11 protein-coding genes are annotated in these 13572 nt (G+C 67.2%); 10 read left to right on the forward strand and 1 reads right to left on the reverse strand.

Annotated elements, in window-relative coordinates; genetic code table 11:
• Nucleotides 1-53 precede the first annotated feature (53 nt).
• The gene (locus tag CXR42_RS01445; RefSeq protein ID WP_103255736.1) at nt 54-1073 is read right to left on the reverse strand and encodes a fatty acid desaturase; all 1020 of its coding nucleotides are present in this window, start codon (nt 1071-1073) and stop codon (nt 54-56) included.
• A gap of 197 nt (nt 1074-1270) precedes the next feature.
• Here CXR42_RS01445 and pdxR point away from each other — a divergent pair, with 197 nt between their 5' ends.
• From pdxR to CXR42_RS01495, 10 genes are all read left to right on the forward strand, one after another.
• Complete coding sequence (pdxR, locus tag CXR42_RS01450; protein WP_103255737.1) at nt 1271-2725, forward strand: MocR-like pyridoxine biosynthesis transcription factor PdxR; 1455 nt, start codon at nt 1271-1273, stop codon at nt 2723-2725.
• Between the two features lie 158 nt (nt 2726-2883).
• A complete protein-coding gene (gene xsc / locus CXR42_RS01455; protein WP_103255738.1) occupies nt 2884-4659 on the forward strand; it encodes a sulfoacetaldehyde acetyltransferase in 1776 nt (591 codons plus the stop codon).
• Complete coding sequence (locus tag CXR42_RS01460; RefSeq protein WP_103255739.1) at nt 4659-5399, forward strand: sulfite exporter TauE/SafE family protein; 741 nt, start codon at nt 4659-4661, stop codon at nt 5397-5399. Before xsc ends, CXR42_RS01460 begins: the two co-directional genes overlap by 1 nt.
• Entirely contained in the window at nt 5399-6499 is a 1101-nt protein-coding gene (locus tag CXR42_RS01465; protein ID WP_103255740.1) for an acetate/propionate family kinase, read from the forward strand. The genes CXR42_RS01460 and CXR42_RS01465 overlap by 1 nt, the downstream gene beginning before the upstream one ends.
• Nucleotides 6496-9351, forward strand: a complete 2856-nt coding sequence (locus CXR42_RS01470; protein WP_245875318.1) for a molybdopterin-dependent oxidoreductase — start codon at nt 6496-6498, stop codon at nt 9349-9351. Before CXR42_RS01465 ends, CXR42_RS01470 begins: the two co-directional genes overlap by 4 nt.
• Nucleotides 9348-10076, forward strand: a complete 729-nt coding sequence (locus tag CXR42_RS01475; protein WP_103255741.1) for a 4Fe-4S dicluster domain-containing protein — start codon at nt 9348-9350, stop codon at nt 10074-10076. The genes CXR42_RS01470 and CXR42_RS01475 overlap by 4 nt, the downstream gene beginning before the upstream one ends.
• Before the next feature lies 1 nt (nt 10077).
• Complete coding sequence (locus tag CXR42_RS01480; protein ID WP_103255742.1) at nt 10078-10950, forward strand: dimethyl sulfoxide reductase anchor subunit family protein; 873 nt, start codon at nt 10078-10080, stop codon at nt 10948-10950.
• A 12-nt stretch (nt 10951-10962) separates the two neighbouring features.
• Nucleotides 10963-12306: a phosphohexomutase domain-containing protein gene (locus CXR42_RS01485; protein WP_103255743.1), complete on the forward strand. Its 1344-nt coding sequence runs from the start codon at nt 10963-10965 to the stop codon at nt 12304-12306.
• A 144-nt stretch (nt 12307-12450) separates the two neighbouring features.
• Nucleotides 12451-13254: an urease accessory protein UreD gene (locus CXR42_RS01490; protein WP_245875319.1), complete on the forward strand. Its 804-nt coding sequence runs from the start codon at nt 12451-12453 to the stop codon at nt 13252-13254.
• A 7-nt stretch (nt 13255-13261) separates the two neighbouring features.
• The gene (locus tag CXR42_RS01495; protein WP_103255744.1) at nt 13262-13564 is read left to right on the forward strand and encodes an urease subunit gamma; all 303 of its coding nucleotides are present in this window, start codon (nt 13262-13264) and stop codon (nt 13562-13564) included.
• The last annotated feature ends 8 nt before the right edge of the window (nt 13565-13572 follow it).

Below are 13572 nucleotides of genomic sequence, written 5' to 3' on the forward strand. Positions count from 1 at the left end.
CCCTGGACACTGCCCGCTTCATCCTTCGTTAACCGGAGTGCGGGGTGCCCCCCTTACGCCACCCCATAGCGCTGACGGGCTTCCTTGAAGCTCATCAGCTTGCCCTCGACCGTGTCCCACAGGTGCAGGTTCACCGACCGCAGGCTTTCGCGCACCGTCAGCCGCTGCGCCTCGGCCAGGGCCTTGTGGTCGCGGATCACCTCGGGCAGGCGGTAGAACGGGATGCGGGAATAAAGGTGGTGGACGTGGTGGATGCCGATATTGCCCGAGAACCATTTCAAGGGCTGCGGCAGGATATAGTGGGACGACCCCTCCAGCGCCGCATCATGCAGCTGCCAGTCCTCCCCCTTGGACCAGTGCGTCTCCTCGAACTGGTGCTGGACGTAGAAGAGCCAGACGCCCAGCGTCGCCGCCATCAACGAGGTGGGCAGATAGATCAGCAGCACGGGCCAGAACCCGCCGAACCAGATGATCAGCCCCAGCGTGATCGCGATCATCGCATTGGTGCCCATCGCGCTGGTCCAGTAGCGCCAGCCGGATTTCATCAACCCGAAAGGCAGGCGATTTTGTAGCAAAAACAGATAGCTGGGCCCCAGGACGAACAACACGACCGGGTTGCGGTACAGCCGGTACATCAGCCGCCCGAACGGCGTGCGCGCCCGGTATTCCTCGATCGTCAGGGTCAGCACATCGCCAATCCCGCGCGCGTCAAGGTCGCCGTGGTGGGCGTGGTGGATCGAATGGGTGCGGCGCCAGACGGCATAGGGCGTCAGGGTCAGGACGCCCAGGATGCGTCCCGTCCAGTCCTGCGCGGTGCGGTTGGCCAGGAACGAGCCATGGCCGCAATCGTGCTGTATGATGAAGATGCGGACCAGGAACCCGCCGTTCAGGATCGCGATTGCCAGGGCCAGCCAGGGGCTGACCGACAGCGCCATCCAGGCCAGGGTCCAAAGCGCCAGGAACGGAACCAGCGTCGCCGCCAACTCCCACAGGCTGCGGCGGGTTGAGGGTTCGCGGTAGCGGGCAAGCGTGGACAGCCAGTCGCGGGCCGAGCGGGGGGTGGAGTCGGGCATCTTGGCCTATCGGGGGGCCGCACGCGGGCGGCAGCTTCGGGTCAGCCTTGGCGGGACCCTGCGGCGGGCAACTCTTCAGGCCGAGAGCAGTTAGGCATTTCTGCAGCCGATAGCAATGCAAGTGATCGCGATGAAGCGAAATTCCGGGCCGGGTCGCTTGACTTCCCCCCGGCCCGCGCCGCTTGATCTGCACCGTCATGGCCACCATCCCCGTAGAAGCCCTCTACCTGACCCCCGGCGCCAGCGGCTCTCTGCAACAGCAGATCCGTGCCATGGTCACGCAGGGCATTCTGGCGGGCCGCTTTCGGCCGGGCAGCCGGATGCCCTCGTCTCGCGGCCTGGCCGAGCATCTTGGCGTCAGTCGGATCACCGTGACCCTGGCCTACGCCGATCTTGTCTCGTCGGACTACCTGACCTCGGCGGGACGGTCGGGCTATTTCGTCTCGGACAATGCCCCGCTGGCGCCGGAGTTCCCCCAGGCGGAACCCCGGGCAGACGCCATTGATTTCAAAGGCTTGACCGGTGGCCGCTTCACCCTGATCCCCAAGGTCGAGCGGCCCGAGGACTGGGACCGCTATCCCTATCCCTTCATCTACGGCCAGGCGGACCCGACACTTTTCGATCACCAGAACTGGCGGCAATGCGCGTTGCGTGCGCTTGGCAAGCGCGACTTTGCGGCGCTGACCAGCGACTATTACGAACGCGACGATCCCCTCCTGGTGCAGGAACTGCTGCGCACGATCCTGCCCCGACGCGGGATCGCAGCGCGCGAGGATGAGGTGCTGCTGACCTTGGGCGCGCAGAACGCGCTCTGGATTGCCGCGACCGCTCTGCTGGGGCCGGACCGCCGCGCGGCGGTGGAAAATCCGGGCTACCCCGCCTGGCGCGCCGTGGTTGCGGCCACCGGGGCACAGGCGGTGCCGGTCGACGTTGATGCGTTGGGGCTGCCGGTGCAGGGCCTTGCGGCGGATGTGGTTTTCACCACGCCGTCACACCAGTGCCCGACCAATGCGACCATGCCCGTCGACCGTCGCGTGGCGCTGCTGGAGGCGGCCGAGGCGCAAGGCTTCGTCATCATCGAGGATGATTACGAGTTCGAGATGTCCTTCCTGAAGCCGGTCGCCCCGGCGCTGAAGTCGCTCGACCGGGGGGGCAGGGTGATCTATGCGGGATCGTTCTCCAAATCGGTCTTTCCTGGGCTGCGGCTAGGCTATCTTGTCGGTCCGCCAGGCTTCATCGCCGAGGCGCGGGCGCTGCGCGGCCTGATGCTGAAACACCCGCCCGGCCATATCCAGCGGACGATGGCCTATTTCCTGGGGCTTGGGCATTACGACGCCCTCGTCAACCGGATGAAGAACGCCTACCGCCGCCGCCGCCAGGTCATGGCCGAGGCGATTGCCGCCGAAAGTTTGGAGGTCGCGGGGCAGGGTGGCTTTGGTGGGTCCAGCTTCTGGATGCGCGCGCCCGAGGGGGTGGACACCGAGGCGCTGGCCTTGGGCTTGCGGGCCGAGGGGGTGCTTATCGAACCGGGGCGGGCGTTCTTTGCGGGCGAGGGGCCGCGGAATTACTACCGGCTGGCCTATTCGTCGATCGCGCCACAGCGGATTGCCGAGGGCGTGGCGCGCATTGCCCGGGCGGTCGCTCGTCGATGACTTCGTCACTCCTCGCGCGCGACGAGAGGCCGAAGTCGCACGAGGAGCAACCTCTGGCCATACCGGGCCGGACAAACTGGCCCTAAGGCCGGGTGATGGGCGGCGGTAGGTTGCGCGCAACTGGCCCTGTCGGGCCCCCAGGGACGTGGAGATATGCGATGAAGATGACGACCGAGGAAGCTTTTGTAAAAGTGCTTCAGATGCATGGAATCGAACATGCTTTCGGGATCATCGGATCGGCCTTCATGCCGATCTCGGACATCTTCCCCAAGGCGGGCATCCAGTTCTGGGACTGCGCGCATGAAGGCTCGGGCGGGATGATGGCGGACGGGTTCACCCGCGCGTCGGGCAAGATGTGCATGATGATCGCGCAGAACGGGCCGGGCATCACCAACTTTGTCACGGCGGTCAAGACGGCCTACTGGAACCACACGCCGCTTCTGCTGGTCACCCCGCAGGCCGCGAACAAGACCATCGGGATGGGCGGCTTCCAGGAAGTGGAGCAGATGGCCCTTTTCAAGGACATGGTCTGCTATCAGGAAGAGGTCCGCGATCCCTCGCGTGTGGCCGAGGTGCTGAACCGCTGCATCCTGCAGGCCAAGCGCCAGTCGGCGCCCGCGCAGATCAACATGCCGCGGGATTACTGGACGCAAGTGATCGACATCAACTTGCCCGCGGTGGTGGAGTTCGAGCGGCCCTCGGGCGGGGATGATGCGATGGCGGCGGCGGCGCAGCTTCTGTCCAGCGCCAAGTTCCCGGTGATCCTGAACGGCGCAGGCGTGGTGATTGGCGGCGCGATCCCGGCCTCGATGGCCTTGGCTGAACGCCTGACCGCCCCGGTCTGTGTTGGCTATCAGCACAACGACGCCTTCCCCGGCTCGCACCCCCTGTTCGCGGGGCCTTTGGGCTATAACGGGTCCAAGGCGGGGATGGAGCTGATCGCGCAGGCAGACGTGGTGCTGGCTTTGGGCACGCGGCTCAACCCGTTCTCGACGCTGCCGGGCTATGGGATCGACTACTGGCCGAAGGACGCGAAGGTGATCCAGGTCGACATCAATCCGAACCGGATCGGGCTGACCAAGCCGGTGACGGTGGGGATCGTGGGCGATGCGAAGAAGGTGGCCGAGGGCATCCTGTCTCGGCTGTCAAAGACCGCAGGCGATGCCGGGCGGGCAGAGCGCAAGGCGCTGATCGCACAGAAGAAATCCGCCTGGGCGCAGGAGCTGTCGTCCATGGACCACGAGCAGGACGATCCCGGCACCAGCTGGAACGAACGCGCCCGTGCGGCCAAGCCGGAATGGATGAGCCCCCGCATGGCCTGGCGCGCAATCCAGGCGGCCCTCCCGAAAGAGGCGATCATCTCCTCCGACATCGGCAACAACTGCGCCATCGGGAACGCCTATCCCAGCTTCGAAGCAGGGCGGAAGTATCTTGCGCCCGGCCTGTTCGGCCCCTGTGGTTATGGTCTGCCCTCGATCATCGGCGCGAAGATCGCCTGCCCGGATACCCCGGTCGTCGGCTTTGCCGGCGACGGCGCTTTCGGCATCGCGGTGACGGAACTGACCGCCATCGGGCGCAAGGAATGGCCCGCGATCACGATGGTCGTATTCCGCAACTATCAATGGGGGGCGGAAAAGCGGAACTCCACCCTGTGGTATGACGACAACTTCGTCGGCACGGAACTGGACACCGACGTCAGCTATGCCGGCATCGCCAAGGCCTGCGGGCTGCAAGGTGTGCAGGCGCGGACGATGGAGGAACTGACGGCCGCCCTGCACAAGGCCATCGAGGACCAGATGCAGCACGGCAAGACCACGCTGATCGAGGCGCTGATCAACCAGGAACTGGGCGAGCCCTTCCGGCGTGATGCGATGAAGAAGCCGGTGGAAGTCGCCGGGATCTCCAAAGCCGACATGCGGCCGCAGGTCGTCTGATGCCCTTTGACCTCGGGCCGCTGGCGCTGATCTGGCTGGCGGTCGCCTGTCTGGTGGCGGGCTTTGTGCGGGGGTACTCGGGCTTTGGCTTTTCGGCGCTGCTGATCGCGGCTTCCAGTCTGGTGACCAATCCACTGAACTTCGTCGCGGTTGTAGTCGTTCTGGAAACGGTCATGTCCCTGCAAGCCGCCAAGGGGGCGGGGCCGGACGTGGACTGGCGGCGCGTCGGCTGGCTGTTGGGCGGGGCGGCCATCGGGTTGCCGCTGGGCCTGTGGATCCTGACCGGGGTCAGCGAGGATACGGCGCGGGCTGTGATCTCGGGCTATGTCCTTTTGATGTGCGTGGTCCTGCTGGCGGGCTGGCGGCTGGCGGCCGAGGTCAAGGGCGTCCCCAATGGGGTGGCCGGGGTGATCTCGGGCCTGGCCAATGCGCCTGGCATGGGGGGACTGCCGGTGGCGGCCTTCTTTGCCGCGCAGCCGATGCCGGCGGCGGTGTTCCGCGCCACGCTCATTGCCTATTTTCCGCTGCTCGACCTCTACTCGGCCCCGCTTTACTGGCTGGCGGGACTGGTCAGTTGGGATACGCTCTGGGCCTCGGCGATCGCGCTGCCGGTGACGCTTCTGGGCAACTGGCTGGGGGGGCGGCATTTCTTCGGCACCGATCCGCAGGATTTTCGCAGGATCGCCATCGGCCTGCTGGCCGGCTTGGCGGTCCTGGGCTTGGGAAAGGCGCTGGTCTGATGTGGCTGATCGTGAATGCGGGGTCATCCTCGCTGAAGCTGAAGGTCTTTGACGGTGCGCGTGAGGTCGCCAAAGCCTCGGTTGCCGAGATCGGTGCCGATGGCCACAGCGCGGCGATGGCGGCGGGGCTGGCGCAAGCCGGGGTCCAGGTCGGGCAACTCACGGCCGCCGCGCATCGGGTGGTGCATGGCGGGGCCGGGTTGACCGCGACCTGCCGGGTCACACCCGACGTGCTGCAACAGATCGCCGCCTGCATCCCCTTGGCGCCCCTGCACAATCCGGGAAATCTGGTGGGAATCCAGGCGGTTGCGGCGCTTGCCCCTGCGCTGCCGCAATACGCGGCCTTCGACACCGCCTTTCATGCGACGAACCCTGCGGTGGCGACGACCTATGCCCTGCCGCTGGCCGAGCGTGAGCGGGGCCTGCGGCGCTATGGCTTTCACGGGATCAGCTTCGCCGCGCTGGTGCGCATCCTGCGGGCGCGGGGGCCGCTGCCGCGTCGGCTGCTGGCCTGCCATCTGGGCAATGGCTGCTCTCTGGCCGCGATTCTGGACGGGCAGTCGGTGGCGACGACGATGGGCTATTCGCCGCTGGACGGGCTGACGATGGGCACGAGGACCGGGTCGATCGACGGCAACGCGGTGTTGCGTCTGGCCGAGTTGCACGGGGTTGAGGGCGCGACCCGCATCCTGAACCGGGAAAGCGGGCTTCTGGGCCTGGGTGGTGCCAGCGACGTGCGGGCGCTGCACGCGGCGGGGACGCCCGAGGCGGGCTTTGCGCTTCAGCATTTCGCCTATTGGGCACTGCGCCATGCCGGCAGCATGGTTGCCGCGATGGGTGGTCTGGATGCCGTGGTCTTTACGGGCGGCATCGGAGAGAACGATCCCTGGATGCGGAACGAAATCCTGTCCGGTCTTGCCTTTATGGGAGTATCTTCCGACCCCTCCGCCAATGCCCGGAACGAAACCACCCTGCACGATGCGACATCGCGTGTCGTTATCCTTGTTGTGCCCGCCGACGAGGAACGCCAGATTGCGCTTGAGGCGCAGGCCGTCATGTCTGGCGAGGCGCAGGTCGGGACGGCCGGGGAGGGCGCGTGAACCAGCCAAGGGTGGAGACTCAGCGCGAGGTCGGGGACGAGGTCCGCCAGACCACCTGCTACATGTGCGCCTGCCGCTGCGGGATCAACGTGCATCTCAAGTCGGGCAAGGTGGCCTATATCGATGGCAACCGCGATCACCCGATCAACAAGGGTGTGTTGTGCGCCAAGGGCGCGTCGGGGATCATGCAGGTCACCGCGCCCAGCCGACTGACTGCCCCGCTGCGCCGGGTCGGGCCGCGCGGGTCGGGGGCCTTTGAGGTAATCACCTGGGAAGAGGCGCTGTCGACGGCGGTGGCCTGGATGAAGCCCCTGCGCGAAATAGCACCCGAGAAGCTGGCCTTCTTCACGGGCCGCGACCAGTCGCAGTCGCTGACGGGCTGGTGGGCGCAGAACTTCGGCACGCCGAACTATGCGGCGCATGGGGGCTTTTGCAGCGTCAACATGGCGGCGGGGGGCATCTACACCATCGGCGGTGCCTTCTGGGAATTCGGCCAGCCGGATTGGGAGCGGACGAAGCTTTTCGTCATGTTCGGGGTGGCCGAGGACCATGACTCGAACCCCATCAAGATCGGCATCGGCAAGCTGAAGGCGCGCGGCGCGCGGGTGATCTCGGTCAACCCGGTGCGGACGGGCTATTCGGCGGTTGCGGATGACTGGATCGGGATCACCCCGGGCACCGATGGGCTGCTGATCCTTTCGCTGATCCATTGCCTGTTGGAAGCCGGGAAGGTCGACCTGGAGTACCTGGCCCAATGGACGAACGCCCCGCTGCTGGTGACCGAGGCCGAGGGGGCGGAGAAGGGCCTTTTCGTCAAGAACGCCGAAAGCCAGCCCTTCGTGATCGACAAGACCACCGGCCACCCCGCGCCTTGGGACGGCAAGGGTGTGCAGCCCGACCTTGGGGCCGAATGGCAGGGCAACCGGACGGTCTTTCGCCACATGGTCGAGGAGTATCTGAAGCCGGAGTATGCGCCCGAAGCCGTGGCCCCTCGCTGTGGGGTGGCGGCGGGTCGCATCCGGGCGCTGGCCGCCGAACTGGCCGAGGTAGCTTTCGACCATGCGATCACGCTGGACCAGCCCTGGACGGACTTCCGGGGGAACTCGCACAAGGACATGCCCGGCCGCCCGGTCAGCTTCCACGCGATGCGGGGGATTTCGGCCCATTCCAACGGCTTCCAGACGGCGCGCGCGCTGCACCTCCTCCAGATCATCCTGGGGTCGCTGGAAACCCCCGGCGGCTACCGGCTGAAACCGCCCTATCCCAAACCCATCGAGGCCCACCCGACGCCGCATTTCGTCACCACGCCGGGCAAGCCGCTGACCGGCCCGCACTTGGGGTATGTCCGCTCGCCCGACGATCTTTGCCTGCTGCCCGACGGAAGCCCGGCCCGGATCGACAAGGCGTTTTCCTGGGAAAATCCATTCTCGGCCCATGGGATGATGCACATGGTCATCCCCAATGCCCATGCCGGGGACCCGTACCGCATCGACACGCTCTTCCTCTACATGGCGAACATGTCCTGGAACTCCAGCATGAACTCGGCCCGCGTGATGGAGATGCTGACCGAGAAGGACGGCGATGACTATGTGATCCCTCGGATCATCTACTCCGACGCCTATGCCAGTGAGATGGTTGCCTATGCCGACCTGATCTTGCCCGACACGACCTATCTCGAACGCCACGACTGCATCAGCCTTCTGGACCGCCCGATTTCCGAACCCGACGCGGCGGGAGATGCGATCCGCTGGCCGGTGCTGGAACCCGACCGGGAGGTGAGGTGCTTCCAGTCGGTGCTCCTTGACCTGGGCGCGCGACTTGGCCTGCCTGGCATGGTGAACGAGGATGGCACGGCGAAGTTCAAGGACTACGCCGACTATATCGTGAACCACCAGCGCCGCCCCGGTGTCGGCCCGCTGATGGGTTTCCGCGGCAATGGCGAGGCGGAAGGTCGCGGCGCGCCGAACCCCGACCAGATGCAGCGCTATATCGAGAACGGGGCCTTCTATCAGGCGCATGTCCCGGTCGAGGCAAGCTTCTACAAGCCCTGGAACGCCGCCTATCAGGACTGGGCGGTTCGCCTTGGACTTTATGAAACCCCGCAGCCCTACCTCTTCAACATCTGGTCCGAACCCCTCCGCCGCTTCCAGCTGGCCGCCGAGGGCTTCGGGCCGCGCCAGCCGCCCGACCACCTGCGCGACCGGCTGAAACAGGCGATGCACCCCCTGCCGATCTGGTATGCGCCCTTTGGCGATGAGGATGCGGCCTTCGGCTACCAGGTCCATGCCCTGACGCAGCGGCCGATGGACCAGTATCACAGTTGGGGTAGCCAGAACGCCTGGCTGCGGCAGATCAAGGGGCACAACTACCTCTACCTGCCGACGAAGATCTGGGTGGCGCAAGGGTTTGCCGAGGGCGACTGGGCACGGGTGTCCTCCCGCGCAGGGACCATTGTCGTGCCGGTCGCGCATATGGCCGCGCTGAACGAGAACACCATCTGGACCTGGAACGCCATCGGCAAGCGCAAGGGGGCCTGGGCGCTGGACGAAGGCGCGCCCGAGGCGACGACCGGGTTCCTTCTCAACCACCTGATCTCCGAGCTTTTGCCGGATCGCGACGGGGTACGCCTGTCGAACTCTGACCCGGTGACGGGACAGGCGGCCTGGTTCGACCAGCGCGTGAGGGTCGAGCGGGTGGCGGCCAAGGACCATCCGCGCGGGACGTCAGAGCCGATGTTCGAAAAGCTGCCCGACCCGCCGCGCGCGGGTGGCGGGCGCCACAATTCTTCTGCGAAGAATTGGATTCAGAATTATCGCAGAAAATTCGTTAGCCCCGTGGAGGGAATGGAATGACGGCCCTTCCGCAAGCGACCCAGACAAAACTCGGCCTTGTCATCGACCTTGACACCTGCGTCGGCTGTCAGGCCTGCGTCACCGCCTGCAAGGGCTGGAACGACGCCGGCATCGGCCTGTCCGACCAGAACCCCTATGGAGCCGACCCTTCGGGGACCTTCCTGAACCGCGTCCACTCCTATCAGGTCGCCATCCCGGACGCCCCGGCACAGGTCGTGACTTTCCCGCGGTCCTGCCTGCACTGCGACAACGCCCCTTGCGTCACCGTCTGCCCGACCGGGGCCAGCTACAAAAGGGCCGAGGACGGGATCGTGCTGGTGAACGAGGACGCCTGCATCGGTTGCGGCCTTTGTGCCTGGGCCTGCCCTTACGGTGCGCGCGAGATGGATGAGGCCCAGGGCGTGATGAAGAAATGCACCCTCTGCGTCGACCGGATCTACAACGAGACCCTGGCGGAGGAGGATCGCGAGCCCGCCTGCGTCCGCACCTGCCCGACGAACGCACGTCATTTCGGCGACCTTGCGGACCCCGACAGCGCGGTCTCCAGACTGGTGGCCGAACGCGGAGGCTATGACCTGATGCCCGACATGGGCACGAAGCCGACCAACAAGTACCTGCCGCCGCGCAAGAAGGGTCCGGGGACGGCCAGCCCCTTGGCCCCGCTGCTGGACGTCAAGGCCACCGGGATTGCCGGCTGGCTGGACCGGATGCTGGGGAAAATCTGAGATGCATCCCGCGCCTTCGGTCATCCTGTTCTCCACGCTTTCGGGCCTGGGTTTCGGCTTCCTCGCCTTCCTGGGCTGGGGGGCGCTGACGCCGTCTGGCTGGGCGGCCTTCCTTCTGTGGGCACTTGGCTACGGCCTGGCGGTCGCGGGCCTGCTGGCTTCGACCTTCCATCTTGGCAACCCGAAGAACGCGCTGAAAGCCTTCACCCAATGGCGGACCAGCTGGCTTAGCCGCGAGGCCTGGACCTCGGTCGCGACGCTGCTTTTGCTGGCGCCGGTGGCCTTGTCCGACATCTTCGGGCTCGGCCTGCCACGGCTTTTGGGCCAGATCGGCGGCCTGCTGGCGCTGGGCACGGTCCTGACCACGGCGATGATTTATGCCCAGATCAAGGCGGTGCCGCGCTGGCACCATTGGCTGACGCCGGTGATGTTCCTGGCCTTCGCGCTGGCGGGGGGCGCACTGTTGTCGGGACGCGCCTGGGCGCCGGTGCTGCTTCTGGCCGTGGGGGCGGTGCTGCTGGCGGTGTGGAGGGTGGGCGACGGCGCCTTTGCGCGCGCCGGTCAGACCATGGGCACCGCCACGGGACTGGACCGGTTGGGCGTGCCGTCGGTCCTGGACCCGGCACATACGGCCGGGAACTACCTGAAGCGGGAGATGATCTTCGTGGTGGGGCGCAAGCATGCGGTAAAGCTGCGGCGGATCGCATTGGTCCTGGCCTCGGCCGCGCCGGCCGTGGTGCTGCTGCTGCCGCTGGGAGGCTGGGGCATCGCCCTGGCCGCCGCGCTGCATCTGGCCGGGGCGCTGTCCGCCCGCTGGCTCTTCTTTGCCGAAGCCGAGCATGTCGTGGGCCTTTACTACGGCGCGCGTGGGTGATCCCCTGCCGCGATGAGCCCGTTCAAGCGCTATGACATCCGCGGCCGCCTTGGCGTCGATTTCGACGACATCGTCGCCCACAGGATCGCCCAGGCCTTTGCCCGGGTGACCGGGGCCGGCGCGGTGGTGCTGGCGCGCGACAGCCGCGAAAGCTCGCCTGCCCTGGCGCAGGCCGTGGGGGCCGGACTGGTGGCGCAAGGCGTGCGCGTGCTGGACCTGGGCCTTGCCGGGACCGAGGAGATGTATTTCGCCACCGCCCATCTGGGCGCAGGCGGCGGGATCATGGTCACCGCCTCGCACAACCCGCGCGATTACAACGGGATGAAGCTGGTCGGCCCCGGCGCGGTCCCGCTGAGCGACGCCGATTTCGTCCGCCTCAAGACCGCAAGCGCAGCCGACCCCGACCGACTGCCCGGCGGCTGTGTCCAGGATGCCAGCGCCACGCGGGCCGCCTATGTGGCGCATGTGGCTGGGCTGGTGGGGCCAGTCGGGCCGATCCGCGTGCTGGTCAATGCCGGCAATGGTGCTGCGGGGCCGACACTGGACGCGCTGGCCGAGGGGCTGGCGGCCCAGGGCGCGCAGCTTGACCTGGTGCGGATGCATCACGATCCCGATGGCAGCTTTCCCAACGGCGTACCCAATCCGCTTTTGCCCGAGAACCGCCCCGCGACCGAGGCTGCGGTCCGCGCGGCCGGGGTGGACATGGGCGTGGCCTTTGACGGCGACTTTGACCGCTGCTTCCTTTTCGACGGCACCGGCGGCTTTCTGGACGGCGAGCATGTCGTGGCCTTGCTGGCCCAGGCCGCGCTGGCCCAGCATCCGGGGGCTGCGATCGTGCATGACCCGCGCGTCCTTTGGGCGGTGCAGGATACCGTCGCGCGGGCAGGCGGGCGGTCGGTGCTGGCACCCACCGGGCATGTGTTCCTGAAGGCCGCGATGCGCGAACACGGCGCGGTCTATGGCGGCGAGATGTCGGCGCATCACTATTTCCGCGATTTCCTCTGCTGCGATTCCGGCATGATCCCCTGGCTGCTGGTCGCGGGGCTGATGGGCCGGACCGGGCACAGCCTGGCCGACCTTGCCAGCCGGTTGCGGCGTGATCACCCCTCATCGGGCGAGGTCAACTTTACCGTGCCGGATGCGGCGGCAGTCATGGCCCGGGTCCGGGCCACGCTGGCCCCGCAGGCGCGGTCCGAGGATTGGACCGACGGCCTTTCGCTCGACTTCGGCGACTGGCGGCTGAACCTGCGCGCCTCGAACACCGAGCCGCTGTTGCGCCTGAACGTCGAGGCGCGGGGCGATGCCGGACTGGTGGCCGCAGGCGTGGCCCGGCTGCGCGCGTTGATCGAAGGCTGACTCGCGACTGCCCAGGATTTGGGCGGTCTGCCGGGAAAAGTGGCGCAGCCCCCCGGTGATCCGCCCACCAGCGCGTTGCACCCCGGTCGGGCGTTGTCAGCCCGCGCCAAGCCGGCCGACAGTCCCAATGACAAGGGGCCGCAGATGACCGCATTCCAGCCGATCGAGACCATGCCGCGCGCCGTCATGCAAAGAGCATGGGGCGAGGCGCTGGTCACGCTGACCGGCGACCGGCTGGCCCGGCTGCGCACCGAAGGCAGCGCCAAGGCGATCCTTCCGGACGGGCATACGGGGCGCGAGGTGGTGTTCCTGAACACCTCGGGCGGCCTGACCTCGGGCGACCATCTGCGCTTTCAGTTGCAGGTCGAGGGCCGCGCGGTGGCGACGACCCAGACGGCCGAGCGGGCCTACCGGGCCAGCGGTCCGCCCGCCCGCATGGATGTCCGGTTCCAGGTCGGCCCCGGCGGCTGGCTGGACTGGCTGCCGCAAGAAACGATCCTGTTCGACCGTTCGGCGCTGGACCGTCGCACCGTCATCGACCTTGCCCCCGGTGCCGGATGTCTGGCGCTGGAGGCGGTGGTCCTGGGCCGCGCCGCGATGGGCGAAACGGTGCGCGACCTGCGCTTCCGCGACCGGCGCGAGATCCGCCGCGACGGTGCGCCGCTGTGGCTGGACCCGCTGGCGCTGGACAGCTCGGCACTGGCAGGCAGCGCCACGCTGAACGGCGCGCGGGCCTTCGCCAGCCTGGTCGTGACCGCAGAGCATCCGGTGGACCCCCTGCGCGCGATCCTGGACGAGCCGGGCGTCGCCGGCGGCGTCAGCAGCTTTGCCGGCCGCACCGTGTTGCGGCTGATGGCCGTGGATGGCTGGCCCCTGCGCCGCCAGATCGTCCGCCTTCTGCATTTTCTGCGCCAGGGCCGCCCCCTGCCGCGCGTCTGGCAAGTCTGAGGGACCGATGAACCTGACCCCCCGCGAAAAGGACAAGCTTCTGGTCAGCCTTGCCGCCATGGTCGCCCGTGGCCGCCTGGCGCGCGGCGTCAAGCTGAACCACCCCGAAGCCATTGCCCTGATTACCGATTTCGTCGTCGAAGGTGCCCGCGACGGCCGCTCTGTCGCCGATCTGATGGAGGCGGGCGCCCATGTCGTCACCGCCGACCAATGCATGGACGGCATCCCGTCGATGATCCACTCCGTCCAGGTCGAGGCGACCTTCCCGGACGGCACCAAGCTTGTCACCGTCCACCACCCGATCCGCTGAGAGGCCCC

The sequence above is a fragment of the Tabrizicola aquatica genome (assembly GCF_002900975.1).
Taxonomy (GTDB): Bacteria; Pseudomonadota; Alphaproteobacteria; order Rhodobacterales; family Rhodobacteraceae; genus Tabrizicola; species Tabrizicola aquatica.

Excerpts from the sequence above, each read along its gene's own strand:
- CXR42_RS01445 (WP_103255736.1), bottom strand. The coding sequence starts at position 1,073 with ATGCCCGACTCCACCCCCCGCTCGGCCCGCGACTGGCTGTCCACGCTT.
- pdxR (WP_103255737.1), top strand. The coding sequence starts at position 1,271 with ATGGCCACCATCCCCGTAGAAGCCCTCTACCTGACCCCCGGCGCCAGC.
- xsc (WP_103255738.1), top strand. The coding sequence starts at position 2,884 with ATGAAGATGACGACCGAGGAAGCTTTTGTAAAAGTGCTTCAGATGCAT.
- CXR42_RS01460 (WP_103255739.1), top strand. The coding sequence starts at position 4,659 with ATGCCCTTTGACCTCGGGCCGCTGGCGCTGATCTGGCTGGCGGTCGCC.
- CXR42_RS01465 (WP_103255740.1), top strand. The coding sequence starts at position 5,399 with ATGTGGCTGATCGTGAATGCGGGGTCATCCTCGCTGAAGCTGAAGGTC.
- CXR42_RS01475 (WP_103255741.1), top strand. The coding sequence starts at position 9,348 with ATGACGGCCCTTCCGCAAGCGACCCAGACAAAACTCGGCCTTGTCATC.
- CXR42_RS01480 (WP_103255742.1), top strand. The coding sequence starts at position 10,078 with ATGCATCCCGCGCCTTCGGTCATCCTGTTCTCCACGCTTTCGGGCCTG.
- CXR42_RS01485 (WP_103255743.1), top strand. The coding sequence starts at position 10,963 with ATGAGCCCGTTCAAGCGCTATGACATCCGCGGCCGCCTTGGCGTCGAT.
- CXR42_RS01490 (WP_245875319.1), top strand. The coding sequence starts at position 12,451 with ATGACCGCATTCCAGCCGATCGAGACCATGCCGCGCGCCGTCATGCAA.
- CXR42_RS01495 (WP_103255744.1), top strand. The coding sequence starts at position 13,262 with ATGAACCTGACCCCCCGCGAAAAGGACAAGCTTCTGGTCAGCCTTGCC.